The organism is Mycobacterium sp. BK086 (genome assembly GCA_004362315.1).
Lineage (GTDB): Bacteria > Actinomycetota > Actinomycetes > Mycobacteriales > Mycobacteriaceae > Mycobacterium.
The window spans coordinates 1-25,193 of record SNWL01000005.1 but is presented as its reverse complement, the minus strand read 5'-3'; the positions used below and the strand labels follow the sequence as shown (position 1 = coordinate 25,193).

Here is a 25,193-nt window from a genome sequence, read left to right as displayed (position 1 = left end):
GACGCGTCGCGGTCTGCTATGACTGTCGCCGTGGGGACTGACACCGAGGTGCCGCATCGGCACGGTGAGCTCTCCGCCGATCAGCCACGGCGACCGGGGGTTGCCCGGTGGATCCGCCGGTTGGCGGTGCCGATCATCCTGGGCTGGCTCGTCCTCATCGGCCTTCTCACCGTGTTCGTCCCGTCGCTGGACGTCGTGGGCGAGGAGCGGGCGGTGTCGGTGTCTCCCAAGGATGCCCCCGCGGTGATCGCGATGATGCGCTCGGGCAAGGTCTTCGAGGAATCCAGTACCGACAGCGCCGCGATGATCGTGTTGGAGGGCGACCGCCCCCTGGACAACGACGCGCGCCGCTACTACGGCGAGTTGGTCGCCGCCCTGCGGGCCGACACCACCCACGTCAAGCATGTCCAGGATTTCTGGGGCGATCCGCTCACCGAGGCCGGTGCGCTCAGCGCCGATCAGAAGGCCGTCTACGTCCAGGTCGCGCTCGGCGGGAACATGGGTGAATCCCTGGGCAACGAGTCTGTGGCGGCGGTCCAGAAGATCGTCAAGGACATGCCTCCGCCCCCGGGCGTCAAGGTCTTCGTGACCGGCGGCTCGGCCATGCAGGCCGACCAGCTGCTGGAGGGCGCCAAGAGCATTCAGGTGGTGAAGATCGCCACCATCGCCGTCATCATCTTCATGTTGCTGTTCTTCTACCGTTCGGTCGTCACCGTCGGGCTCGTGCTGGTGATCCTCGTCATGGGCCTGTCGGTGACCCAGGGTGCGGTCGCATTCCTGGCCTGGCACAACGTGATCGGCTTGACGACGTTCGTCACGCAGATCCTGGTGCCGCTCGCGCTCGCCGCGACCACGGACTACGCCATCTTTCTCATCGGCCGCTACCAGGAAGCCCGCTCCGATGGCGAGGGCCGGGAGTCGGCCTACTACACCATGTTTCGCGGCACCTCCCATGTGGTGCTGGCCTCGGGTATGACGATCGCCGGTGCGACGTTCTGCCTGTCCTTCACCCGGCTGCCCTACTTCAGCACGCTGGGTGTCCCGCTGGCCATCGGCATGGTCGTCGCGGTGCTCTCGGCGCTGACACTCGGCCCGTCGATTGTCACCGTCGCCAGCCGCTTCGGACTGTTGGAACCCAAGCGGGCCATGCGGATCCGGTTCTGGCGCAAGCTCGGCGCACTCGTCGTGCGCTGGCCCGCCGGTGTGCTGTTCGCGACGGTCATGGTCGCACTGATCGGCCTTGTCGCGATACCCGGCTACAAGCCCAATTACGATGACGCCAAGTATCTTCCGGCCGATATGCCGGCCAACCAGGGCTTGGCGGCCGCGGCGCGACACTTTCCCGCCGCCCGGATGAATCCCGAGATGCTGCTGATCGAGACCAATCAGGATCTGCGCAACTCGGCCGACTTCCTGGTGATCGACCGGATCACCAAGGCCGTCGCCAAGGTCCCCGGTATCGGCCGCGTGCAGTCCATCACCCGGCCTGACGGAAAGCCGCTGAAATACAGCACAATTCCAGCTCAGATGAGCATCAGCGGGTCGCTGCAGACGATGAACCGCTCCTACATGCAGGACCGGATGGCCGACATGCTTGTCCAGGGCGAGGACATGCAGAACACCATCAACACGATGACGCAGATGATCGACTTGATGCAGAAGATGAGCGGCACCATGCACGACATGGTCGCCAAGACCGACGACATGTACGTCGATATCGCCGACCTGCGCAACCACATCGCCGACTTCGACGACTTCTTCCGCCCGCTCCGCAATTACCTGTATTGGGAGCCGCACTGTTTCGATATCCCGCTGTGCTGGGCGGTGCGGTCGACGTTCGACTCACTCGACGGAGTCGACACCATGACCGACGACATCCAAGAGTTGCTTCCCGACATGCATCGGCTCGATTCGGTTATGCCCCAGATGATTCCGCTGATGAAGTCGTCGGTCGAGTCGATGAAGCGGATGCGGATCATGATGCTGACACTGCAGGCGTCGCAGTCCGGGATGCAGGATCAGATGGCCGCGCTGAACGAGGATTCCTCGGCCATGGCTGCCGCGTTCAACAACTCGCTCAACGACGACACGTTCTACGCCCCGCCGGAGATCTTCGACAACGAGGTGATCAAACGGGGCATGAAGAACTTCATCTCCCCCGACGGCCACGCGACCCGCTTCGTCATCTCCCACGAGGACGACCCGATGTCGGAGGCGGGTATGAGCCGTATCGACGCGATCAAAGCCGCCGTCTTCGAAGCCATCAAGGGCACGCCCCTGGAAGGCTCCACGGTCTATCTGGGCGGCACCGCATCGGCGTTCAAGGACATGCAGGACGGCAACAAGTACGACCTGCGGATCGCCGGGCTGGCGGCGCTGTCGTTGATCTTCATCATCATGCTGCTGATCACCCGCAGCCTGGTCGCGGCGGCGGTGATCGTCGGCACCGTCGTGCTGTCGCTGGGGACGTCGTTCGGGTTGTCGATCCTGGTGTGGCAGCACATCCTCGGGATGCCGCTGCAATTCGTCGTGATCGCGATGGCCGTCATCATCCTGTTGGCCGTGGGCGCCGACTACAACCTGCTGCTGGTCGCCCGGATGAAGGAAGAGATACCGGCCGGCATCAACACCGGCATCATCCGCGCCATGGGCGGCAGCGGCTCGGTGGTGACGGCCGCCGGCCTGGTGTTCGCGTTCACGATGATGGCGATGTCGCTGTCCAGCATGATCGTGGTCGCTCAGGTCGGAACCACGATCGGCCTGGGCCTGCTGTTCGACACGCTGGTGGTGCGGGCGTTCATGACGCCGTCGATCGCCGCGCTGATGGGCCGCTGGTTCTGGTGGCCGCGAACCGTGCGGCCCCGGCCGCTCGCCACCCGGCACAGCGGCAAGCTGCTGCGGTAGCTCTCAGCGCGGCCCCCTCCACGAGTGTGCGGTTTCGTACGCGACACGCCGCTGCCGGCGTATGGGAACGCACACTCGCGGCGCCGAATTAGGCCGCGAGCTTGACCCGGATCAGCGTCGCCAGATCCCGCCCAGCACGCTGCAACGGGATTGCCGATCGAGCCGCGATCGCCATAATGACCGCGCCTTCAATGGTCGCGACCACGGTGGTGGCCAGGTCCTCGGCGGACTCCGGCTCGAGTCCGGCTCGTTCCAACGGCCCGGCGATGAGGCGCACCCACTGCGTGAAGGCATTCGCCGCCGCCTGAGCCGCCGCAGGCGCCTCTGTACCACCCAAGGTGGCGGCGACCATCGGACATCCGGCGCAGTAATCATCGCCGGCCAGCGCAGCCTCCCACGCCCCGACGAACGCCTCGACGGAGGCGATCGGGTCTCCATCGGCGACCATCTCTTCGAGCATCGAGGTAAACCCAGCCGCAGCGGATTCCGTTGCGGCTGCGACCAATTCGGGCTTTCCATTGGGGAAATTCAGATAGAGGGTCCGGCGCGCCAGCCCGCTGTTCTCGAGGATCTGCGAGACGCTCGCGCTGCCCACTCCGCGCCGGCGCACAAGCGCGATCGTGGTGTCGATGAAGCGTTGTCGAGCAGACATCGCAGTCTCCGTCCGTTGCACTAGACCAATCAGTCTACTATCCTCACAGTCATAGTAGATCGATCGGTCTACTTGATCGAAGAGGGAGACCGTCATGAGCACGGCCAATCAGGCACTACGAAAGTTTCGCCGCGAGCGGTTCGTCGGTCGCTACGTCGCGAACCCGACTGTCGCGCTGCTCGGACGCCTTGGCTTGCGCACCACGTTCGCGACGGAACTACAGACCATGGGCCGCAAGTCGGGCCAGTGGCGGCCGGTGCCCGTGTCGGCACGCTTCGACGAGACCGGCGCGTGGGTGATCTCCCAGCACGGGCGGCGGTCCGGATGGGCGCTCAATGTTGCCGACGACCCGAATGTCCGCATCCGGCAGGGCAATCGATGGCGAAGCGGTACAGCACGTTTCGTTCCCGATGACGACCCGGCCGCGCGAGCACGGACCTTTGCCACGTCCGCGATGCTGACGCCCCTGGTGACCGCCACGTTCAAGGCACTGCAGTCCGACCCCATCAGCGTTCGGATCGACTTCACCGACTGACCTAGAACTGGGGCTAGGGTGACTCAGGCGGACTCCTGAGACACCTGTGACAGAGCTTTCCAGATCCGCTCCCGACACCCGCCCACGGGCGTCGTCCGATGTCCCCGCGATCCCTTATGTTGGACCGTCCGACCAACTACATCGAGGGGGAAACGGCGTGGACGACGACACCACCTTGTCGGCCGCAGACCTCCTCGAAATCAATCGCGACATCCAGGGCTCCCCCACGATCCGGCTGCTGGCCACGCTCAACCTCGGCGGCTACGCCACCTTGATGGAACGCCATCTGAGCGACGGCGTGATCCCGGAGACCGAGCTGGTGGTGCGCCTGGAACGCGACCTCGACGACCTCGGCCGCCCCGGCGGTGAGCAGTCCGGCCTCGGCCTGATCAAGAGCTGGGCCAGCCAGGGCTGGCTGCACCGGGTGGCCGACCAGCGCAGCGGTATCGAACGCAACCTCTGCTACCTCACCCAGGACGCCCGACGCGCCCTGGACTTCCTGCGCGGACTGCGCCGCCAGGACACCATCGCCACCGGTGGGTCCATCAACGGCATCGCCGCCCGGCTCAAGCAGATCGCCCTGCGCGTCGGCAACGACCCGGTCCGCATCCGCGCCGGCATCCAGGCCGAGATCGAGGCGCTGCAGGCCGAGCTCGACGCCCTGGAACGCGGCGAGGACCTCGGCGATCGCTCCGCCGACGTCGATATGACCGACATGTACGACGAAGCCCACGCCATCGCCCTGCAGATGGAACGGCTGATCACCGACATCGGCCAGTACGGCACGATGATCGAGCGGGCCACCGCAGCCCTGGACGAGCCGATCGACTCCAACCTGGCCTACCGCGACCGGCAGCGGCAGATGTACGCCGACTACCAGGCCGCCTGGGACTCCCAGGGCCGCGACAGCCACCGCGCCTTCCTGCGGATGATCAACGATCCCGATCAGCGCGCCGAGTTCGAGGCCGACGTCCTGGCCGTCGCCCACGCCCTGCCCGCGCTGGACCCCGCGCTGCGCAAGGTGATGGCCGGGTTCTTCGAGCTCGTCGGCCAGCAGATCGACGAGGTGGAGCGCATCCAGCAGCGCTGCGCCCAGCGGGTCAAGCGGTTCACCGCGTTCGGAACCCTGGAACAGAGCCGCGGGGTGGCCCGTCAGCTGGGCGACGCGATCGGCGCCGCACGAGCACTTCTCAAGAGCTCGCTCACCGACTCGCGCCTCGACATCGAGCTCCCGCTGGCCCGGCACGCCATCAGTTCGATTGGCGCACTGAGCTTTCGGATCGGCGACCTGTCCAATCCCAAGCCCGCCCAGGCCGCGGAGGGCGAGCTCGACCTGTCCAGCTTCGCCGCGCTCACCACCCAGGTCGACGCGCCCGCGATGTCGGAGATGATCAACACCGCGATCGACGCGGGCGGGCGGCTGTCCCTGCCCGACGCTGTGGAGATGTTGGATGCCGCGTATCTGGGTCATGTCATCGTGTTGTGGTCCTGGGCGCTCAAACAACCGGACGCGGCGGCGCCGGCGGAGTCGGTCACCGTGCGGTTCCAGTCGCTGGACGGACGTGACCGCGAGATGGAGGTTCCACACCTGGTGTTCACCGAACCGATCTCCAGCCTGTTGGGAGCCAGCGCATGACGACAACCGACGCCGATATCGATTTCAACGCGCTGCCCCAGGTCGACCAGACCGCCCGCACCCCGCACCAACGGCGTCCGCGCTTCGACGGCGACGTCAGCGAGCTGCCCGACCGGGCCTGCTGGGCACTGCAACAGCTACTCACCCGCCGCTACATCAGCGCCGAAGCCGACCAGGACCTGTACAGCTGGGTGCTGGAATACCGTGCGCAGCTGTCGGTGCGCTTGAGCGAGCTCGATCTGATGCTGCGGATCGTGGACGGCACCGATATCGCATTCATCGAACAGGCGCGCTACGAATCCGCAAGGGGCGTCAAGCTTTTGCGCCGCGAACCGCTGGGTACCTACGACTCCATCCTGGCGCTGCACCTGGCGCAGATGATGCGCGCCGCAGGCGGCCAGGCCGTGCTGATCAGTCGTGACGAGGTGCACGGGCTGTTCGCCGGCGTGCTCAACGACGTCGACCGCGACACCGTCACCTTCACCGCCCGCATCGACGCCGCGATCGCCCGCCTTGCCGGGCTCGACATCTTGCGCAAGACCCGCGACGACGAAGACAGCTACACCATCAGCCCGGTGATCAACGCCGTGATGACCGCTTCGGTGATCGCCGAGTTGCAGCAGCAGTTCGAACTGCTGCTGTCCGGCGGCGCCACACCGGAGCGCGACGAACAGGAGACCCAGCTTGATGGCTGAACAGTTCCACTTGTCGCGACTGCAGGTCATCAACTGGGGTGTGTTCGACGGGTACCACGACATCCCGTTCAGCGACGGCGGCGCCCTGATCGCCGGCGCCTCCGGCAGCGGGAAATCGTCTCTGCTGGACGCGATTTCGCTCGGCTTCCTGCCCTTCAACCGGCGTAACTTCAATGCCTCCGGCGATAACACCGCCGCCGGCTCCAGCGCGGGGCGTCGCACCGTCGACAAATACGTGCGCGGGGCGTGGGGGCAGCGCAGCGACGGCGGCACCAGCAAGGTGATGTACCTGCGCGGGGAAGGCACCGCATGGTCGGCCATCGCGGTCAGCTACACCTCCAACACCGGCCGGACCGTGACCGGGCTGGTGCTGAAATGGCTCACCGGTGAATCGCGCTCGGATTCGTCGAGCCGGTTCGTGTTGGCCGACGGACCGCGCGATATCGAGGACGTCTGCAACCGCTGGGCGGCAGGGCGTTTCGACTCCGGGGTGTTCAAGGACGACGAATGGCGGTTCTCCACCAAGGTGGAATCGCAGTATCTGGCCCAGCTGTACGCCACCATCGGGATCCGCGCCTCCGACGCCGCCCAGCAGCTGCTCGGCAAGGCCAAGTCACTGAAAAGCGTTGGTGGACTGGAACAGTTCGTCCGGGAATTCATGCTCGACGAGCCCAGCAGCCTGACCCGGCTGCCCGAAGCCCTCAAGCAGATCGACCCGCTGGTCGAGGCCCGCGAGCTGCTGGCCGTCGCCCAGCGCAAGCGCAAGATCCTCGGCGATATCGAGAAGATCCAGCAGCGCTACGCCTCGGAGTCCTCCGATCTGGGCATTATCGACCTGGTGGACCAGCCGATGGTGCGGGCCTACACCGACCACGTCCGGCTGGCACAGTGCTCGCCGCAGATCGCCTCGCTGGACACCACCATCGATCAGCTCGGCAACGAGTACGAGGACGTCACCCGTCAGCTGAATCTCGCGAAGGCCGAGGGTGATTCGCTCAACGCGCAGATCAGCGGATCCAGCGCCAACCTGGGACCGTTGCAGTCGCAGGTGGCCGGCGCCGAGGCGCAGGCCGAGCAGGTGTCGCGCCGGCGGGCCGCCTACGAATCGATGCTCAACGCCCAGGACATCGACGTGCCCGACGATGCCGACGAGTTCTGGAATCTGCGTGAGGAACTCGCGGGCGAAGTCACCGAACTGCTGGCCAAACTGGACCGGGGCCGCGAGGCGTCCACCGACGCCGAGTACGCCCAGAAGGCCGCGCGGATCGCCCGCGACGATGCCGCCAAGGAGCTCAAGCGGGTCGAGCACGTCGGCTCGGCCCTGCCCGAGTTCGCCATCACCATGCGCGAACACATCTGCGCCGCAGTCGGTGTCGACCCCGGCGAGCTGCCCTACATCGCCGAGCTCATGGACCTGCGACCCGACCAGAGCCGCTGGCGGGTGGCCGTGGAGAAGGTGCTGCGGGGCGTGGGACTGCGACTGCTGGTGCCCGACGAGCAGTACTCCGCGGTGCTGCGGTTCGTCAACGAGACCAACATGGGCGGGCGGCTGCAGCTGCATCATGTGCGCGCTTCGCTCGTCGGCACCGATCCGGTCGAAGCTGACCCGAACACGTTGGCTGGCAAGCTGTTTCTGGTCGACCCGACCCACCCGTGCGCGGCCGAAGCGGCCGATGTCATCGCCGCGGCGGGCGACCACATCTGCGTGGACACCCCCGATGTGTTCTCCCGGTTCCGGCGTGCGGTCACCGACGCCGGCCTGTACAAGGATTCCGACCGGCTGGCCATCAAGGACGACCGGCGTCCGCTCAAACAGTCCGATTACATCTACCAGGGTGAGCTCGCCACCAAGATCGACGCCCTGACTGTCGATCTGGCTCATGCCGAAGAGGCCTTTCAGCAGGCGCGGCGGGCCGCCGATGATATTGCGGCACAACGGCAGCAGTGGCGGGACCGGTCCGCGGCGTGCAAGGCGATCTGCGATCAGTTCCCGCAGTGGAATCAGGTCGACATCGACACCGCCGACGGGCACGCCGACCGGCTGCGCGAGCAGTACGAACTGCTGCTCGCCGACAACCCCGACATCGAGGCGCTCAACGCCCGCGCCGACGAGGTGTGGGAGGACATCCAGACGCTGATGACACGGCGCGGGGCCATCCAGACCCGGCGCGACGATCTGGACGCGCGGCGCACCCAGCTGCTCGACCTGCAGGACCGGCTGGCGCCCCCGTTCGTCTCCGAGCCGCTGACCGAGCTGCTGAACCGCTATGCCGTGCTGGTGCCGGTGTCGCTGGAGGTGCTCAATCCCGAACCGCACCGCGAGGCGGTGTTCAACACGATCCGCCGGGAACGCGAACAACTACGGGAAAGCCGCAGGCGGTCGTATGACGAATTGGCCCGGATCCTCAACACGTTCGACACCGCGTTTCCCGACGCGATCCCGAACGACAGCGAGGTCTTCGATGAGCGGGTGCACGACTACGTGGCGCTGTGTCGCCACATCGACGAGCGCGAGCTGCCCGAGGCCTACGAGCGGATGATGCGGCTGGTCACCGAGCAGGCGCCCGACGCGATCCTCACGCTGCATCGGGTGGCCGAGCAGGAGACGCGGCGGATCAGCGAGCAGATCGACCGGGTCAACACGGGTCTGGGCGCGGTCGAGTTCAACAGCGGCACCCGGCTGACGTTGCGCGCCACTCCCCGCAGCCTGACCGCGGTCGCCGAACTGACCGAGATCGTGCGGGCGATCTCCCGGCGCATCGCCGAGGTCGGTCTGGGTGACAAGCAGGCGATCCTGGACCAGTACGCCGACATCCTGCGGCTGCGCAACCGGCTCGCGTCGACGGCGCCGGAGGACAAGGCGTGGACACGGGACGCGCTGGACGTCCGCAACCGCTTCACGTTCGACTGCGCCGAATGGGATGTCCGCACCGAGGAGCTGATCCGCACGCACAGCAACGCCGGTGACAACTCCGGTGGTGAGCAGGAGAAGCTGATGGCGTTCTGCCTGGCGGGTGCGCTCAGCTTCAACCTCGCCAATCCGGAAAGCGCGGACAACAAGCCGGTTTTCGCGCAGCTGATGCTCGACGAGGCGTTCTCCAAATCCGATCCGCAGTTCGCCCAGCAGGCGCTGCAGGCGTTCCGGAAGTTCGGCTTCCAGCTCGTCATTGTGGCGACCGTGCAGAACGCCACCACGATTCAGCCCTACATCGACAGCGTGATCATGGTGTCGAAGACCGAAGCGACGAGTCGCAACGCGCGCCCGGTGGCCACCATTGCGGCCAAGACGATCTCGGACTTCACCACCCTGCGGGCCGAGATGCGCAGCACGGCGGCGCGAGAGCGGGTGCCCGCGACGGTGTGAGTCAGCCGGCGTGCAGCAGGCTGCGTTCGATCTCCTCCAGCGTGCGACCCTTCGTCTCGGGCACCAGCCGGTAGACGAAGACGAAGGCGACGGCACACACGCCGGCGAACACGAAGAAGGTGCCGGACATGCCGATCGCGCCGGCCAGCGGCAGGAAGCTCACGGACACAACGGCGTTGACGCCCCACGCGGTGGCGGCGGCCACCGCCATCCCCAGTGGGCGCACCGCCGACGGGAAGATCTCCGACATCAGCACGTAGGGCAGCGGACCCAGGCTGACCGCGAACGCGACGATGAAGATGGCCAGGCACACGATCGTCGCGAGCCCGCCGACGCTGGAATCCAGCAGCAGGCATGCCGACATAATCACCAGAGAGATCGCCATCGGCGCCAGGCCCCACAGCAGCAGCGGCCGGCGGCCGACCCGGTCGACCAGCCACATGGCCAGCACGGTGGCGGCGACGTTGATGGTGCCCAAGCCGACCGTCGCGAGGATCGGCCCGGTCTCGCCCAACCCGACCTCCCGGAAGATGACGGGCGCGTAGTACAGGATCGCGTCGATACCAGACAGATTCGTGAATACGAACAGACCGGCCGCGATGATCAGCGCGGGCCGCATGCGGCGGGTCAAGAGATCCCGGAACCGTCCGTGCCCTTGGCCGACGCCGGCACGAATGACGGAGATGTCGTCCTCGGACCAGGGTTCGCGGCTCAGCGTGTTCCAGGCGTTGCGTGCTTCGTCCTCGCGACCGGCCAACAGCAGCCAGCGCGGACTCTCCGGCAGGAAGACCAGGCCGATGAGCAGCAGTACGGCCGGAATCAGACCAAGCCCCAACATCATTCGCCAGTCACCCGAGCCGGTGAAAGCCAGGCCGACGAGGTAGCTGACCAGAATGCCGCTGGTGATGGCCAGCTGGAACGCCGACACCAGCGCACCCCGCCAGCGGCTCGGTGCCGTCTCGGCGACGTAGAGCGGCGCCACCATCGTCGCGCCGCCGACCGCCAGGCCGAGCCCGAACCGCCATGCGCCCAGCACCCACGGACCCGACGCCCACGCGCTGCCCGCCGCGCAGACGGCGAAGACGACGGCGGTGATCATCAGCGCGGGCCGCTGGCCCAGCCGCCGGGCGAGCGGACCGCCCGCGATGCCACCGACCAGGCCGCCGACCAGAACGGCGGTGACGACAGCGCCGCGGGCCAGGTCCCCGAGATGAAACTCCTCGCCGATGAATTCCAGGGCGCCCGCGATGACTCCCGTGTGATAGCCGATGAGGAATCCAGCGATGGCCGCCACCGCCGCGAGCAACGCTGCGAGACGCGTTGGGCCCTGGCTGGATTGGGGCGCTACCGACACGGCCGACGGTCCTAGCCGGCGGAGATGAGATCGGCTGCCAGGTACTCCGAGCAGCGCAGCGCGACCGCGGTGATCGTCAGGTAGGAGTTGGCCGTGCCCTGGCCGCGCCAGATGCTGGAGTCGTGTGCCGAGAGATTGCGGATGCCCCAGAACCGTCCGGCCGAATCGGTCACGCCGTCGTCGCGGGTCGCACCCATCCGCAGCCCGCCGACTTCGTGTAGCGCCGCACCGGGCTTGTTGACCTGGATCTTGTGGATCTTGCCGCCCATCAGCTCGGCGACCTTCGGCATGAAGTCCTGCATCTCCTGCAGCAGCGCGACGTCGCCGGGCGAACGGTCGTAGACGACGTGGTAGTCACGCATGCCACCCGACGTCGGATCGGCCTGGCGATAGAGCTCGAGCCGGTTGTCGCGCTGGTTGTCGGCGATGCCGAAGCAATAGCAGAGGAAGTATTCGCCGTCCTCTTCAGTGTCCAGCCACACCGTGGCGTGGTAGGGCGAGTACCACGTCTCCTTGAACGCGCCCTGCATCTGGACGTGGTACCGACGTTCGTCGGTGGGGTCGACCATGAGGTAGGCCGCCGCACTTTCCAGTGGCTTGTCGAGCTTGATCACGCTCTGCACGAAGAGGTGGTCGTCGATGTACTTGCCGAGATCGGGGCTGCCGGTGTCGAGTTCGGAGTACATGGCCAGCCGGGTCGACTGGATCGCGCCGCCGGCCAGCACGATGTGGCGTGGGTGCAGGTCGACCTTGCGGTCCCGGCGCCGGTCCAGCACCGTCACCGCCGAGATGCGGTCGCCATCCTGATGCAGGCACGTCGCGACAGCCTCGGCCACCAGTGAGACGCCGGGCCTGCCGTCGAACTGCACCAACCGACCGCTGCGCAGCAGACGGTCGATGGAACAGTCGAAGCCGCGCGCGATGTAGCCGTTTCGGGCCGCACCGGTGTCGACGCACAGCGGCACCGGACGGGCTTCGATGCCACCATCGTTGAGCGCGTCCAGCAGCCGGGCCTGGGCCGGGCTGTCCATGAACGGCGGCCGGTCGTCGCCGCCGCTGCCGGAGACGTGCATGATCTCCTCGGCCCGTTCGTAATACGGCTCGAGCTCGGCGAGATCGAACGGCCAATCCGCGAAATCCGATTCGATGAAGCGTGGTGTGCAGCCGCCCCAGAACACCGTGCGGCCACCGACCAGCGACCACGCGTTGTTGTTGGACGGCAGGATGCCTCGCGTGTTCTCGATGGTCTCGCTGTCATGCCAGGCGGTGCCGTACTTCACCAGATGGTGAATCTGCGGAACGATCTCCTCCTGGCTGCGCAGCGGCGAGGTGCCGACATGCTGGGGAAGTACCCACGGCCCGGCCTCGAGGATCACCACGCTGAGCCCCTGTTTGGCCAGAGAGAGTGCGGTGGTCACACCGGCGGTGCCACTGCCGATGACCAGACAGTCGATCTTGTCGGACGCCGCCGCGATCGAGTCCAGACTGCTCTCGACGACGCTTTCCATGATGTGCACTTCCGATGTACCTTTCCAGCGGTCAGTGAGGGGGGTCGGCGGTAATGGCAAGTCAGAGAACGGCACTCGCAACTTTGCGGAAGGCGGCGACGATGTCGTCGACGTCGCCACCGGCCAGGTTCGACGCGATGGAGAGCAGCGCGGCGCGATCGCTCATCTCGTCGCAGACCGGCAGAAGCCCACGCTTGTAGTCGATTTCGGCCGCGAAGGCGTTGGCGGGATGGGTCCACGGGAACCCCTGCTCAGAGAACGAGCGCTTGTGCACCAGGCTGGGATTGTTGAAGTACCAGTGCAACCCCCAGCCCGACATCGGCACACACGTCAGGCTCCCGGGTGGGCCTTCGATACCCTCGGCCCGCAGTGCGGCGGTGAACCTCTCACAGGTCTCGGCATCCGGGTAGGTGGTGATCAGGAACGGTCCGCTGTCCCCGGCCGGATCGATGACATTGCGGAATCCCAGACCGTCGATCTCGCTCAACGCCTTTCGGATGTCCCACTTGGCCGAGCGCATCGCACGGGTGATCTGGTCGAGCTTGCCGAGCTGCGCCAGCACCATCGCACCCTGCAATTCGGACATCCGGGCGCCCACACCCCACAGCTGGTAGCGCGGGTCCACGGTGTCCAGCCGGCCCGCGTCGTTGCGCGGATAGCCCAGATCGTGGATGGCATAGCAGCGCTTGTAGAGGTCCTCGTCCTTACAGGCGATCATGCCGCCGTCGCCGCTCGTGATGTTCTTGTTGAGCTGGAAACTGAAGATCGAGGCGTCCCCGAACGTGCCCGCCGGCTTGCCGTTCTGCGAGGCTCCGATCGCCTGGGCGCAATCTTCGAGCAGGTAAACCCCACGCCGGCTGGCGATCTCGGCGATCTCGGCATTGCGGCCCGGCGCGCCTGACATGTTGACGAAGAGGATCGCCTTCGTGCGGTCGTTGATCTTGGCCTCGGCGTCGGCCGGGTCCATACAGAAGGTGTCGTCGATGTCGACCAGCCGCGGGATCGCCCCCAGCCGGACGACCGCGCCCAGACAGCTCACCCACATGTAGCCGGGAACCAGAACCTCGTCGCCCGGGCCGACGCCCATCGCGGCGAGCACGATGTGCAGGGCTGCGGTGCCACAGTTCACCGCCAGCGCATAGGGATGGCCGAACTTCTCCTGCCACGCCGACTCCAGCCGTTCCACGCAATGTTGCGGGTCGGGGCCGTAGAAGCGGAACGGGCTCTGGGCGTCGACGACGCTGAGCACCAGATCGCGCTCTTCCTGACCGATCCAATGGGCACCCGGGAGCTCCCATGGCAGTGGCTGCGTCCGGATCGGAGTGCCGCCGTCGATCGCCAGGGTGTCGGTGCTGGGACGGTCGATTGTCATGTGAGCTTCCTTTTCGGACTCGTCACCTGCGGATTCGCAGTGAAGGTACCGCAGCCATGCCGGGTTTGGGTGCGGCTCCGGAGTAAATTTCTGGCGCTGATCAGATGCCAGTTCGCGGCCATCTCCCCGCCGAGCGTGATTGCGTCGTAGGTTGTCAGCGGGGTTTCCCGCGACAGGAAGGACCGTGATGGCCGAGGGCACGCAATGGACGTCAGAGGCGATCGACTCGATGAACGAGCTCCTGACACGAGTCGGCAACCGGGACATGACTTTCGGTTCGAATTCCGATGGCTGGGAATTTTCCATCGTGAACAAGTACGACAAACCGATCGTCGTGGGAAAGATCTCGGCGGACGACAACATTGTCGACATTGCGTTGACCGAGGTTCATTTCGACCAAGAGGTCGTCAAGGAATCTGTCACCTCCGATGACGCCGCCCACCACCTCGAGCGAATGGAGATCCCGCCCGGTGGGACGGCCAAAGTCAAGGGCGGGCGACATGCCTGGCTGACGGGTTGGCCCGCGGGCTGCGCCTTCTGGTTCAAGGAACCCGAGGGCGGCACGTTCGAGTCCTACTGCAGCATCGCCATCGAGACCTCGACATCGGTCCTCGAGCTGGGGGCGGTCACCCGATCGACCACCAGCGGCTTGGGGTCGCCGCTGGAGGCGGTCTTCCCCCCACAACAGATCGATGAGACGCAGTTCGTCTACATCCAGCGGCGTTAGGCGTGCCGACGCCTGACGTGCCAGCCCACTACCTGCTGTCATCGCACGCGCCGGCCCCTCGCACCCTGATCGAGATCCTCCACGACACCGCCGCGCGATACCCCGACGCCGCCGCGATCGACGACGGAACGGTGCAGCTGAGCTATGCCGACCTGATCGGGCGCATCGACGCCGAGGTGGCACGTCTGGGCGCTCACGGCGTCGGTCGGGGCGATCGGGTGGGCGTCCGGATGCCGTCGGGTAAGGCCGAGCTCTATGTGGCGATCCTGGCGATCCTCGCCGCCGGTGCGGCCTATGTACCGGTCGATGCCGACGATCCCGACGAGCGGGCCGCGCTGGTCTTCGGCGAGGCCGGCGTCGTCGCGGTGGTCACCGACACGGGCATCGCGGGCGCATCCCCGCGCCACGACACCGCGGCGCCGTCACCCGAGGACGATGCCTGGATCATCTTCACCTCGGGATCGACCGGCACGCCCAAGGGTGTCGCCGTCACCCACCGCAACGCCGCGGCGTTCGTCGACGCCGAAGCGCAGATCTTCCTGCAGGACAACCCGATTGGGCCCGGCGACCGGGTGCTAGCGGGACTGTCGGTCGCCTTCGACGCCTCGTGTGAGGAGATGTGGCTGGCGTGGCGGCACGGTGCGTGCCTGGTGCCCGCGCCGCGGTCCCTCGTGCGCAGCGGCCCCGACCTCGGCCCGTGGCTGGCCGGCCGCGGTGTGACCGTGGTGTCCACGGTGCCCACGCTGGCGGCGCTGTGGCCGAGTGCGGCCCTGAGCGGGGTGCGGCTGTTGATCTTCGGCGGCGAGGCGTGTCCCGCCGAGCTCGCCGAACGGCTTGCGGCCGGCGCGAACTCGGCCGGTCGCGAGGTCTGGAACACCTACGGTCCCACCGAGGCCACCGTGGTGGCGTGCGCCGCGCGGCTCGACGGTGCGGGGCCGGTGAGTATCGGGCTGCCGCTGGCGGGCTGGGATTTGGCGGTGGTCGACGCCCATGGAAACCCGGTCGGGTACGGCGAGACGGGCGAGCTGGTGATCGGCGGCGTCGGGTTGGCACGGTATCTCGATCCCGATCAGGACGCCATGAAGTACGCGGCGATGCCGACGCTGGGCTGGACGCGGGCTTACCGCAGCGGAGATCTGGTGCGCCAGCAACCCGGCGGGCTGTACTTCGTCGGACGGGCCGACGATCAGGTCAAGCTGGGCGGGCGCCGCATCGAGCTGGGTGAGATCGACGCCGCACTGATGCGGCTGCCGGGCGTGGTCGCAGGCGCTTCGGCGGTGCGCCACACCGCCAACGGCACTCCCCTGCTGGTCGGCTACATCGCCAGTGCCGAAACGGAATTCGACCTGCCGGGTGTACGCAGCCTGCTGGCCGAGACCTTGCCCGCCGCACTGATACCACGCCTGGTCCGCCTCGACGAGTTGCCCGTGCGCACGTCGGGCAAGGTCGACCGCGGCGCGCTGCCGTGGCCGCCACCGGATTCAGCAGCCCAGGAGGGTATCCGCGACGACCTCATCGCCCCGCGCGACGAGGTCGAGGAGACGCTGGCCAAGATCTGGTGCGAGACCCTGGGACTCGAAGCCGTCAGCATCCACGACGACTTCTTCGAACTCGGCGGGGATTCCCTTCTCGCGGCGCGGATCAGCATCTTCGCCAGGGCTGCCGGCTACTGGCTGACGCCGAGGGACCTCATCGACCACGTGACGCTCGCGGAGCTGGCCGAGCGAGCGCGCTCCGCGCCGCCCGCTGTCAATCTTCCTGTACCGCAAGGTGATACACCGCTGAATCCCATGCAGCAGTATTACTTCAGCTGGGCCCGCGTCAATCCCAACAAATTCAATGTCGGTTTCGTGGCGCGGTTGCCTGCCCTGCTGGATCCCGACATCCTGCGCGACGCGTTCCGATACGTCATCGACCATCACTCAGCTCTGCGGCTGCGCTTCCACCGCACGACAGACGGCCAGGTGCACGCCCGCCACGAGTTCGACACCGCCAAGCTGGAGGTGTTGGTCCGCACCGTCAAGCTGCCCGCCGGTGACGACGACCAGCAGATCGACGTCATCCACGATGAGGTTGAGCGCCTGCATGATTCACTCGATATCGACGACGGTCCCACGATCGCCGCGGTCCTGTTCGATGATCCCAATGGCACCCGGCATCACCTCGCCCTGGCCGTGCATCACCTGATCAACGACGGCAGGTCGCTGGAGATCATTCTGGAAGATCTCCGGACCGCCTACATCGCCTGCGCGCGCGGACGCGAGCCCGCTCTGCCGCCGCAGTCGACACCGTTCTTCCAGTGGGTCGACGCGCTCATCGACTATGCGCGGGGGCCGGCCGGCGACGCGCAGTGGGAGTACTGGCTGGAGCAGGCCCGCGATGTCGCCCCCTTCCCCGAGGACGATGCCGACGCGGTCGCGTTCCAGCACGACCTGGCACACCTGCGGATCCCGCTGCTGTCCCCCGACGAGGTCGACGAGGCCCGGGATCGGCTCGGCGGGCTGTTCCACCCGACCGCCATCCACGCGATCACGGCCGGGTTGGCGTTGACGGCGCACGAGATGTCCGGTCAGCGCAGCCTGGTGTTCCATCTGGCGGGCCACGGCCGCGAGACCTGCATCCCGGGCGCCGACGTGTCGCGCACCGTCGGGTGGTTCGTCACGCACACGCCGATCACCGTCCGGCTTCCGGACGGTCCCCTCGACGACCTGCCGCGCATTCTCGAGCAGGTGACCGAGCAGTGGGAGGCGGTGCCGCACCACGGGCTGGGACATAGTGCGCTGCGGTACTTTTCCGACGATCCGCGGGTTGCCGAGCTGGCCCGCTTCGATCAGGTCACGACCCTGCTCAACTACGTCGGCGATATCTGGGAAGCCAGCTATGACGGCGAGATGTTCACCCCGCCGATGTCGGCCCGGCTCGCCGATATGCAGGACAGCGTCGGGTCGGACAATCCGGCCGATTTCCACAAGCATGTATACGCGTCGTTGATGGACGACGGTCTGCGGATCGACCTGTTCTACACGCGCCCGAACCACCGACCCGAGTCGCTGGAAACGATGGCGAGCGTGCTGGCGGAGAAGATCCGCGCAATGCTGCTGACACACTGAGAATTCGTCAGGAAGTCAAACATGTTGTCGCCCATCGGGTGGTACCGTGCCCCCCATGACCTCGGAAGACTCGGTTCGGACGGACTTCGGCTTCGACTATTTCGATGACCTGAAAGCCACCGGCTATCGCGGATACCGCAAAGACGGCAACGGCGACGACAACTACCTGCCGTGGGCGGCGGGCCGGGAGTTCTGCGAGCAGAACAATGTGACGTCGGCCAACGACTGGGGCTGCGCCAAGGGGTATCTCGTCGAGGAGCTGATCGCGGCCGGGGTCGACGCCGTCGGGTACGACGTCAGCGAGTACGCCGTCGAGATCGCACGGGAGAACGGCCTGCCCTGCGAAGTCATGGGATACGAGGGGGCTGCCGACGGCCGCGGACGTGAAGTCGACGCCAACTTCTCGCTCGGATCGCTGATGTACGTCGACGAGGACAAGATTCCCGAGGTCTTGGCGGGCCTTCGCCGGCTGACCCGGCGGTATCTGCTGGCGTCGATCTTTTACGAGGGCACTCGCCAGGACCTGCCCGACGTGTGGCGCAAGACCACCCGGCCCAAGGAGTGGTGGCGCGAGCAGTTGGCCAACGCCGGTTTCGTCTTCGAGCGCGAAGAGCCGATGTTCGACGTCTTCAGCGTCAAGTAGGGCGTGCGCCAACGCTATTGAGGGGGCGCGATGAAGCTATTCGGCACACCGCGGGTGCCCCCGACTGATGTGGTGGTTGAGCTCGACACCGTGGACGAGCTGTTCTCCGTCGATCCACGCGATCTGCTGTCCGGTGCGCACCGCATCGACAGCGGGATGGACGAGCTGGTGGAGCGGTTCTTGGCGCAGCGGCAGGTATTGCCCGAGCAGCGCATCGTGCTGAACGTCGCCGGCGAGGTGCCCGAGGAAACGGCCGCGAACGTGGTGTTGGCCGTGCGCCGCTACTGCCAACTGCGCATGCGCCGGGCCATCCGTGAACACAACCTGATCTGGCGGCAGGGCAAGCGGGCGCTGCTCAGCGGTTCGCTGCTGTTTTTCATCGGCGTCGCGCTGTCCTACGAGTTCACCCGCCCGGTCATGGGCGAAGTGGTGCACGGCCTACTCGGAAACGGGGTGTTCCTGGTCGTGGCGTGGGTCGGCCTCTGGTACCCGCTCGATCTGTTGTTCATCGCGCGCGAGCAAGCCAAACGGGAGATCCGCGTCCTGGGCAACATGATGGACGTGCCGGTCGTCGTGCGCGCGCGGGGCCGGACGATGCCGATTCCGGTGACGCCGCATCCGCCCCTGAGTCAGGCGTTGCCGCCGAGCCTGAATGCGCGGTTCCGCAGGTTCCGCGGGCCTTCCAAGTCGGGCATCTAGAACAGCGCGAGTGTGCGGTTTCGTACGCAACACGCCGCTGCGCGCGGATCGCAATGCACACTCGCTGGGTACTTAGACGCGAAAAGGCCAGGGGCGCAACGCCCCTGGCCTTTTTTCGCGACGTGTTACTTCAGGTTGGGCAGGGCCGCCTGGATCGCGGCGACCTGAGCCTTACCGACAGCCTCGGCGTAGTCCTGCGGGACCGGGCTGAGATCGCCGGGCCCACTGCCAAACACGATCACCGCGACGGTCCGGTCGACAGTGAACAGCAGGGCCGCCATCGCTGACTTGCCGTCCGGCGACGTACCGATGGTGACGGTGGCGTCGGGAGTGACGGCCGGCAGCGGCACCGGCGAACCGGTCACCTGGGACGGGACGCTGTTCGCGGCACCGGTCAGCGCCGTCGCGGCCTGCGCGGCGTCGTCGGCGATGATGATCGACACGTTGATCGCGTTGGTCCCGGACGAGAAGGTCTGGGTGACGTCCGGCGGCGCGGGATCCAGGGTGGTCTTCGGCGCATCACCCGTCCAGGGCGCGTTGCCGATAGCCGGGATGTCGGCGGCTTTGATCAGCAGCGACTCGTAGTTGCCGGCAGCCGCAGGCGTCGGCTCCGCGGCGCTGGTGGTGGTGGACGTCGACGTGCTGGTTGACGTCGAGGTCGACGTGCTCGTCGACGTGGACTTCTCTTCGTCCTTACCGCAACCGGCCACGACCAGTCCGAGCGCGACGGCCGCTGCCGTCACTCGAACGATTCCTCGCGTGTGAACAGGACTCATAAGGGCGCGCTCCCATCTGGCCACCCCCCGCTGGAGGGCCAGAGTGAGCGTAAACGACGAGGTGGACGGGCGAGTTTATTTCACAGATTCGTTGCATAAATCAGTACCCGGCCGCCGCGGTGTGGCGCAGCTGCCTGCGGGAGGTGATGCCGAGCTTGGCGAAGACCTTGCGCAGATGCCATTCGACGGTGTGCGCGCTGATGAACAGCTGGGCGCCGATCTCGGCGTTGGTGTGCCCCTCGGCGGCCAGCCGCGCGATCTGCGCCTCCTGCGCGGTGAGCTCGGTTCCCGAGCTGACCGGTTGCTTGCGAACCTTCTCGCCGGTGACGGCGAGCTCGCGACGGGCCCGCTCGGCGAAGGCCTGGGCGCCCATCCGGGTGAACGCGGCGTAGGCCTCGCCCAGGTGCGCGCGGGCGTCAGTGCGGCGGTTCATCCGGCGCAACCACTCGCCGTAGCAGAGCCGGGCGCGCGCGGCGTGCGGACCGATGCCCGCTGCCTCGAGGCGGTCGAGGGCTTCGACGAAGAGCCGCTCAGCATCGTCGTCGTCGGCCAGCAGGGCGCGGGCGGCGGCCACCACGCCGAGCCCCCAGTCTGTTCCGCTGGTCCCGGGTCGCTGCTCGAGCCGTGGCAGCGCGGCTTGCGCGGACTTGCGGTCGCCGACGTGTACCGCGGCTTCGATGAGTTCGAACAGGCACCAGCCGTGAAACCCGAGATCTTCGTATTCAGAGCATCTTTGGGCGGATTTGAGCGCCTCGTCGTACCGGCTCAGGCCGTTGTACAGCACCGCCGCCGTGAACCCGCTGACACCGAGCAGTCGGCCCTCTCCCTTGGCGAGGCCGTCGGCGGCGGCCGCTTCGATCCGCTCGACCGCTTCGGCGGCCACGCCGCGCCAGGCGGCCAGGGTCAGCGAGTGGTACTTCATCGGCGTGTGGCCGATCGCGGCGGTGATCGCGTCGGCCTCCTCGAGAAGTGCTGCCGCCGCAGTGAATTCGCCGGTGTAGACGTGTACACCCGCGCGATACACCAGCGCCGAGGGCAGCACCGCCAGAGCGCCGCCGTCGCGGGCCCGTTGCACCATGTCGGTGGCGATCTGCTGCAGCACCGCGTCGTCCCACAGCTCGTGGGCGGCCGATTCCTGGGCGATCGGGAACGGCCAGTGCTGGACCGGCCCGGTTTCGTTGCGCGCGTTCGTGTTCCACGACTCCAGAGCCGCGCTCAGGTGCGCAGAACCGGCGCCGGGCCCGTCGAGTATCCGGGTGGCCATCCCGCTGAGCAGCAAGTCGATCGGGCGCCGCGGCTCCCCGATGCGCGCGATCGCCTCGCGCCCAGCCTGGGCGACGTCGGCCAGAAGACCGGGCTCCCCCAGCCGCCCGGCGTACATGGCGGCGGCCAGTGCCTCGAGGTGCGTCTCGCAGGCCAGCTCATCGTCGAGGCCGTCCAGCCCGCGGGCGGCGGCGAGCAACAACGCGGCGGCTTCACCGGTTTGGGGGGCGCCGGTCTCGCCGGCCCGGCTGCGGGCGAATTGAAGTTGCGCCTGCATCCGGACCACTTGCGCGCGCTGCAATTCGGACAGCGGCGCCTGCTCGGCAATGGCGAGCAGATCGCGAGCAGCATCGGGCGCGGCGGCCTCCCGCTTGGCGTGGGCGGCGGCGATGGCCCGCGTGCCGCGCAACTCGGGATCGGCGGTCAGGGCCGTCGCCCGTTCGAGGAAGGCAGCCGCGGCGGCCACCCCGCCGCGGCTCGCCGCCCGGCCTGCCGAGGCCTCCAGTTCGGCGGCCACGTCGTCGTCCGGTCCGAGCGCCGCGTTTGCGGAATGCCAGGCCCGGCGATCAGGGTCTTGCGGGTCGGTGGATGCGGCCAGCGCCTGGTGGACGCGGCGGCGGTCGGTGAGGTCGGCAGCGCGGTAGGCGGCCGAGCGCATCAGCGGGTGGCAGAAGTGCATGCGCGGACCGAATTCGATGATTCCCGCAGCTTCGGCGGGCCCCAGGGCGTCGACCGCGATGCCGAGTGCTGCGGCTGTCCGCAGGAACAATGCGGCGTCGCCGGTGGGGTCGGCAGCCGCGACGACCATCAGGTGCTGGGTCTGTGCGGGAAGCGTCTTGATCCGGCGGACGAAGTCCTCTTCGATGGCGGCGGTCGACGATCGCTTGCCGGAGATCCAGAATCCGCCGGCGAGCTCGGTCGCCGATGCGCTACGCGGCACCTCCAAGATGGCCAGCGGGATGCCGCGGGTCTCGGCGACGATGCGGTCGCGGACGCGGGGATCGATACCGCCGAGCATCACCGCGTCGAGCAGGTCGCGGGCGTCGGCGTCGGACAGCCCTTCGACGTTGAGCTCGGGCAGTCCGGCCAGGACATCGGGGCGGTCGCGGACGGCGAAGAGGACGGCGACGGGCTCGGCCAGCAGTCGGCGCGAGACGAAGCCGAGGGTCTGCACCGAGACCTGGTCGAGCCATTGGGCGTCGTCGATGATGCAGAGCAGCGGCTGGTTCGCGGCGGCCAGCAGACCCAGCACCGCGAGTCCGACGAGGAAGCGGTCGGGAACGGCCCCGAGTCCGCGCCCGAAGGCGACGTTGAGTGCCGCTTTTTGGGGTTCCGGCAGGTCGTCGATGTGGTCGAGGAGGGGTGCGCACAGTTGCTGAAGCCCGGCGAAGGCCAACTCCATGTCGGATTCGACGCCGATGACGCGCAGGACCTTGGCGTCGTTCGCTTGTGCCGCGGCGTAGTCGAGAAGCGCGGACTTGCCGACGCCCGCTTCGCCTCGCAGGACCAGGACCTGCGAGCCCTCACTGACATTGGCGATCAGCGCGTCAAGGGCCCGGCATTCGCGGTCGCGACCACGAAGGTTCACAGGTGTCGATCGTAGTGACGGCCGGGCCTCCGGTCTGCTCGGGCTGATGACCGTCATGAGAACTCAAACGGATTGCGGGCGGCTTAGTCATCCTGCGGGGTCACGAGGAACTTCTCCCCGGTCGCCCGTTTGACGTATTCGGTGAACGCCTCGGGCTGCAGCATGCCGGCCAGGGACACCTCGCGGGTGTAGTTGCTCGCGAAGGTGGTGGTGAGTTCGGCGGCCACCCGGGCACGCAGCTTGCCGATGGTCTCGACGCCCGCGGTGGCGAGGAACGGGGTCAGTAGCCAGCCGCCGATCCCCCATGCCAAGCCGAAGTTTCTGGTGAGCACCGTCGGGCTGGTGTCGAGGCTGCCGTAGATATAGACCTGCTTGTGCACGCTGGACCCGTATCGGGAGTACTCGGCCGCCGTCGCGCTGGCCGCCTCCTCCATGGCGTTGAGGATGTCGCTGGCGAGCGTGCCGCCGCCGGTGGCGTCGAACGCGAGCGTGGCTTTCGTTGTGGCGATGGCGTTTACGAGATCGTGTTTGAAGGTCGGAGACGTCGAGTTGAGGACATGGGTGGCGCCGAGTTTCTTGAGGATGTCCTCTTGCTCGGGCTTGCGCACGATGTTGACCAGCGGGATGCCGTCCTCTTGACAGAGCTTGACGAGCATTTGCCCGAGGTTGGATGCGGCGGCGGTGTGCACGAGGGCCGAATGTCCTTCGCGCCGCATGGTTTCCGTCATGCCGAGGGCGGTGAGTGGGTTGACGAACGACGACGCTCCCTCTCGGGCGGTTGCTCCGTCGGGCAGGACGAGAGCCATGTTTGCGTCGACCGCTCGGTATTGGGAGTACATGGCGCCACCGGCGATGCCGACCGTCTTGCCAAGGAGGCCTTGGGCTTTGTCGGACTTGCCTGCGGCCACCACGGTGCCCGCGCCCTCGTTGCCGACCGGAAGGGATTGGTCGAGTCTCGTCTTCAGGGCTGGTGATAATTCGATAGGCGCGGTCACGACGGGACGGTCCTTCGTGCCCGTCACTTCCGCTTTGGTCATGTCGGCACTGGCGACGAGAAGGCCCAAGTCGGAGGGGTTGATCGGCGAAGCCTCGATCCGGACGAGAACCTCGTTGTCCTGTGGCTTCGGAACGTCGACCTCGTGGAGCGAAAGTTCCAGGGTGCCGGCGGAGGTGACAAGCGAGCGCAGTTCTAGGGCTGTATCAGGGAGTTCTGCGGTCATCGTCGACGCCTCGTTCCTGGTTTTCGCGGATGGTCAAACGATAGGAACTCGGGACGGCGAACGGAATGTTCCCGGCTTGATTGGGCGGGCCGGATCCCTGACAGCCCGGACCGTGTCATCACGGCCCGGGCTGTCGGGTCAACGGCAACGCCGATCCTCAGAAGAACGTCGTCGCCGTCGTCTTCGTGCCGTTGTCACATGTGATCGTGACGGTCCAGTTCCGGAATCGCGGAATCGCCGGGACGATCCTCAGGTCGTACTTCGCGTTGGCCGGCAGAGCGAAGCTGCGGTTGTAGTTGTCGGTCGTGTACGTGCACTGCGACGACACTCCACTGCGGTCGGTGATGTGAGCCTCGATGCCACCGACGACATTGTTGAACGAGACGGTCGGCCCCTGCTTCGGCGCGGGCGGCGGTGGCGGCGGGTCGTTCGGCGGCGGCGTGGTGGAGCCATTCGCACAACCCGACACGATGACCTTCGCGCCCGTCTGGTTCTGGAGCTTGGCTTTGGCATTGCTCGAAGCCGCGGCAACCGAAGCGCCCGTAGCACCGACCTCTTCGCCGTAGTTGTTCGACGCGGCCGCGGCGCACTCGTTCGTGCCGATGACCATGGTCACGCAGTGGCCGCCGCCGTTGTTGGCACAGTTCGTCAACGCTCCCTGCGCCGCTTGATCCTGGCTGCCGCTGATCGCCGAGCCGCCGGCCATCGTGACGGGCGGATTCTCGTTGATGTATCCGAGAGCCAGTGCGATGTACTGGTTGGCTGCGTGCGCCTGCGGAGCGGCGCCCACCATTGCGACGACGGTTGCGGCCACGGTCAGCAGGATCGCGGCGATGGTTTGACCGGGCCAACAGGCACGGTTCTGATCGGTGGTTGTCATGGTCTTGTCCTTGAGGTAGGTGGGTTCCCTTGTTGTTCAACCCGTGCGGCAATAGTCGCGCTCAACAAATAGGCCGGGGAATCGCCGCGAAGCCAGAATCCGCGGACGCGAGGGCAGGGTTTCCTATCCGCCAGGTAAGGATCGACGGAGGTCATACACGTCTGGAGTAGGGCTGTTCAGAGTGGGTTGATGGTTGACGGATCTAGTTCGGTTGATCCTTGACACTCTTGTGTGTGTCTTAGGTCTGGCCGCTGGGGCGGCAGGCCT

Annotated in this window: 17 protein-coding genes; 9 read left to right on the top strand and 8 right to left on the bottom strand. The window is 66.9% G+C overall.

Features of this window, described 5'->3' with window-relative positions:
- Positions 1-18: 18 nt before the first annotated feature.
- Positions 19-2,904, top strand: coding sequence for an MMPL/RND family transporter (locus EV580_RS16470; RefSeq protein WP_286171601.1), 2,886 nt, complete (start codon positions 19-21; stop codon positions 2,902-2,904).
- 88 nt (positions 2,905-2,992) lie between these two features.
- On the opposite strand, the gene EV580_RS16465 is transcribed toward EV580_RS16470, so the two are convergent.
- Positions 2,993-3,556 carry a TetR/AcrR family transcriptional regulator gene (locus EV580_RS16465; RefSeq protein WP_166654749.1) on the bottom strand — a complete coding sequence of 188 codons (564 nt, stop codon included), beginning with the start codon at positions 3,554-3,556 and terminating at the stop codon, positions 2,993-2,995.
- Between the two features lie 94 nt (positions 3,557-3,650).
- Here EV580_RS16465 and EV580_RS16460 point away from each other — a divergent pair, with 94 nt between their 5' ends.
- The 4 genes from EV580_RS16460 to EV580_RS16445 all read left to right on the top strand — a co-directional run bounded on the left by EV580_RS16460 (position 3,651) and on the right by EV580_RS16445 (position 9,786).
- On the top strand, positions 3,651-4,091 hold the full coding sequence (locus EV580_RS16460; RefSeq protein ID WP_133692294.1) for a nitroreductase/quinone reductase family protein: 441 nt from the start codon (positions 3,651-3,653) through the stop codon (positions 4,089-4,091).
- A 157-nt stretch (positions 4,092-4,248) separates the two neighbouring features.
- Positions 4,249-5,727, top strand: a complete 1,479-nt coding sequence (locus EV580_RS16455) for a DUF3375 domain-containing protein (protein ID WP_133692293.1) — start codon at positions 4,249-4,251, stop codon at positions 5,725-5,727.
- On the top strand, positions 5,724-6,422 hold the full coding sequence (locus EV580_RS16450; protein ID WP_133692292.1) for a DUF4194 domain-containing protein: 699 nt from the start codon (positions 5,724-5,726) through the stop codon (positions 6,420-6,422). The genes EV580_RS16455 and EV580_RS16450 overlap by 4 nt, the downstream gene beginning before the upstream one ends.
- Positions 6,415-9,786 (top strand): ATP-binding protein, encoded by a 3,372-nt coding sequence (locus tag EV580_RS16445; RefSeq protein WP_133692291.1) that lies wholly within the window; start codon positions 6,415-6,417, stop codon positions 9,784-9,786. The genes EV580_RS16450 and EV580_RS16445 overlap by 8 nt, the downstream gene beginning before the upstream one ends.
- Position 9,787: 1 nt before the next feature.
- On the opposite strand, the gene EV580_RS16440 is transcribed toward EV580_RS16445, so the two are convergent.
- The 3 genes from EV580_RS16440 to EV580_RS16430 all read right to left on the bottom strand — a co-directional run bounded on the left by EV580_RS16440 (position 9,788) and on the right by EV580_RS16430 (position 14,020).
- Positions 9,788-11,140 (bottom strand): sugar porter family MFS transporter, encoded by a 1,353-nt coding sequence (locus EV580_RS16440; RefSeq protein WP_166654748.1) that lies wholly within the window; start codon positions 11,138-11,140, stop codon positions 9,788-9,790.
- Positions 11,141-11,151: 11 nt separating this feature from the next.
- Positions 11,152-12,648 (bottom strand): FAD-dependent oxidoreductase, encoded by a 1,497-nt coding sequence (locus EV580_RS16435; RefSeq protein ID WP_133692289.1) that lies wholly within the window; start codon positions 12,646-12,648, stop codon positions 11,152-11,154.
- Positions 12,649-12,709: 61 nt separating this feature from the next.
- Positions 12,710-14,020, bottom strand: coding sequence for a DegT/DnrJ/EryC1/StrS family aminotransferase (locus EV580_RS16430; RefSeq protein ID WP_133692288.1), 1,311 nt, complete (start codon positions 14,018-14,020; stop codon positions 12,710-12,712).
- A 187-nt stretch (positions 14,021-14,207) separates the two neighbouring features.
- On the opposite strand from EV580_RS16430, the gene EV580_RS16425 reads away from it, so the two are divergent.
- The 4 genes from EV580_RS16425 to EV580_RS16410 are packed head-to-tail and all read left to right on the top strand — an operon-like array spanning position 14,208 to position 19,199.
- Positions 14,208-14,747 carry a hypothetical protein gene (locus EV580_RS16425; protein WP_133692287.1) on the top strand — a complete coding sequence of 180 codons (540 nt, stop codon included), beginning with the start codon at positions 14,208-14,210 and terminating at the stop codon, positions 14,745-14,747.
- Positions 14,748-14,749: 2 nt separating this feature from the next.
- Positions 14,750-17,857 carry a non-ribosomal peptide synthetase gene (locus tag EV580_RS34645; RefSeq protein ID WP_133692286.1) on the top strand — a complete coding sequence of 1,036 codons (3,108 nt, stop codon included), beginning with the start codon at positions 14,750-14,752 and terminating at the stop codon, positions 17,855-17,857.
- Between the two features lie 55 nt (positions 17,858-17,912).
- Positions 17,913-18,500, top strand: a complete 588-nt coding sequence (locus EV580_RS16415; protein WP_133692285.1) for a methyltransferase domain-containing protein — start codon at positions 17,913-17,915, stop codon at positions 18,498-18,500.
- Between the two features lie 30 nt (positions 18,501-18,530).
- Complete coding sequence (locus tag EV580_RS16410; RefSeq protein ID WP_133692284.1) at positions 18,531-19,199, top strand: hypothetical protein; 669 nt, start codon at positions 18,531-18,533, stop codon at positions 19,197-19,199.
- Between the two features lie 125 nt (positions 19,200-19,324).
- Here the strand turns inward: EV580_RS16410 and EV580_RS16405 are convergent, their stop codons facing one another.
- The 4 genes from EV580_RS16405 to EV580_RS16390 all read right to left on the bottom strand — a co-directional run bounded on the left by EV580_RS16405 (position 19,325) and on the right by EV580_RS16390 (position 24,926).
- On the bottom strand, positions 19,325-19,942 hold the full coding sequence (locus tag EV580_RS16405) for a hypothetical protein (protein ID WP_133692283.1): 618 nt from the start codon (positions 19,940-19,942) through the stop codon (positions 19,325-19,327).
- Between the two features lie 133 nt (positions 19,943-20,075).
- A complete protein-coding gene (locus EV580_RS16400; protein ID WP_133692282.1) occupies positions 20,076-22,883 on the bottom strand; it encodes an AAA family ATPase in 2,808 nt (935 codons plus the stop codon).
- Between the two features lie 26 nt (positions 22,884-22,909).
- On the bottom strand, positions 22,910-24,046 hold the full coding sequence (locus tag EV580_RS16395) for a zinc-binding dehydrogenase (RefSeq protein ID WP_133692281.1): 1,137 nt from the start codon (positions 24,044-24,046) through the stop codon (positions 22,910-22,912).
- A gap of 157 nt (positions 24,047-24,203) precedes the next feature.
- Entirely contained in the window at positions 24,204-24,926 is a 723-nt protein-coding gene (locus EV580_RS16390; RefSeq protein ID WP_133692280.1) for a DUF4189 domain-containing protein, read from the bottom strand.
- Positions 24,927-25,193: the final 267 nt, after the last annotated feature.

Excerpts from the sequence above, each read along its gene's own strand:
- EV580_RS16390 (WP_133692280.1), bottom strand. The coding sequence starts at position 24,926 with ATGACAACCACCGATCAGAACCGTGCCTGTTGGCCCGGTCAAACCATC.
- EV580_RS16430 (WP_133692288.1), bottom strand. The coding sequence starts at position 14,020 with ATGACAATCGACCGTCCCAGCACCGACACCCTGGCGATCGACGGCGGC.
- EV580_RS16465 (WP_166654749.1), bottom strand. The coding sequence starts at position 3,556 with ATGTCTGCTCGACAACGCTTCATCGACACCACGATCGCGCTTGTGCGC.
- EV580_RS16395 (WP_133692281.1), bottom strand. The coding sequence starts at position 24,046 with ATGACCGCAGAACTCCCTGATACAGCCCTAGAACTGCGCTCGCTTGTC.
- EV580_RS16400 (WP_133692282.1), bottom strand. The coding sequence starts at position 22,883 with ATGACGGTCATCAGCCCGAGCAGACCGGAGGCCCGGCCGTCACTACGA.
- EV580_RS16460 (WP_133692294.1), top strand. The coding sequence starts at position 3,651 with ATGAGCACGGCCAATCAGGCACTACGAAAGTTTCGCCGCGAGCGGTTC.
- EV580_RS16410 (WP_133692284.1), top strand. The coding sequence starts at position 18,531 with ATGAAGCTATTCGGCACACCGCGGGTGCCCCCGACTGATGTGGTGGTT.
- EV580_RS16470 (WP_286171601.1), top strand. The coding sequence starts at position 19 with ATGACTGTCGCCGTGGGGACTGACACCGAGGTGCCGCATCGGCACGGT.
- EV580_RS16435 (WP_133692289.1), bottom strand. The coding sequence starts at position 12,648 with ATGGAAAGCGTCGTCGAGAGCAGTCTGGACTCGATCGCGGCGGCGTCC.
- EV580_RS16425 (WP_133692287.1), top strand. The coding sequence starts at position 14,208 with ATGGCCGAGGGCACGCAATGGACGTCAGAGGCGATCGACTCGATGAAC.
- EV580_RS16450 (WP_133692292.1), top strand. The coding sequence starts at position 5,724 with ATGACGACAACCGACGCCGATATCGATTTCAACGCGCTGCCCCAGGTC.
- EV580_RS16415 (WP_133692285.1), top strand. The coding sequence starts at position 17,913 with ATGACCTCGGAAGACTCGGTTCGGACGGACTTCGGCTTCGACTATTTC.
- EV580_RS16445 (WP_133692291.1), top strand. The coding sequence starts at position 6,415 with ATGGCTGAACAGTTCCACTTGTCGCGACTGCAGGTCATCAACTGGGGT.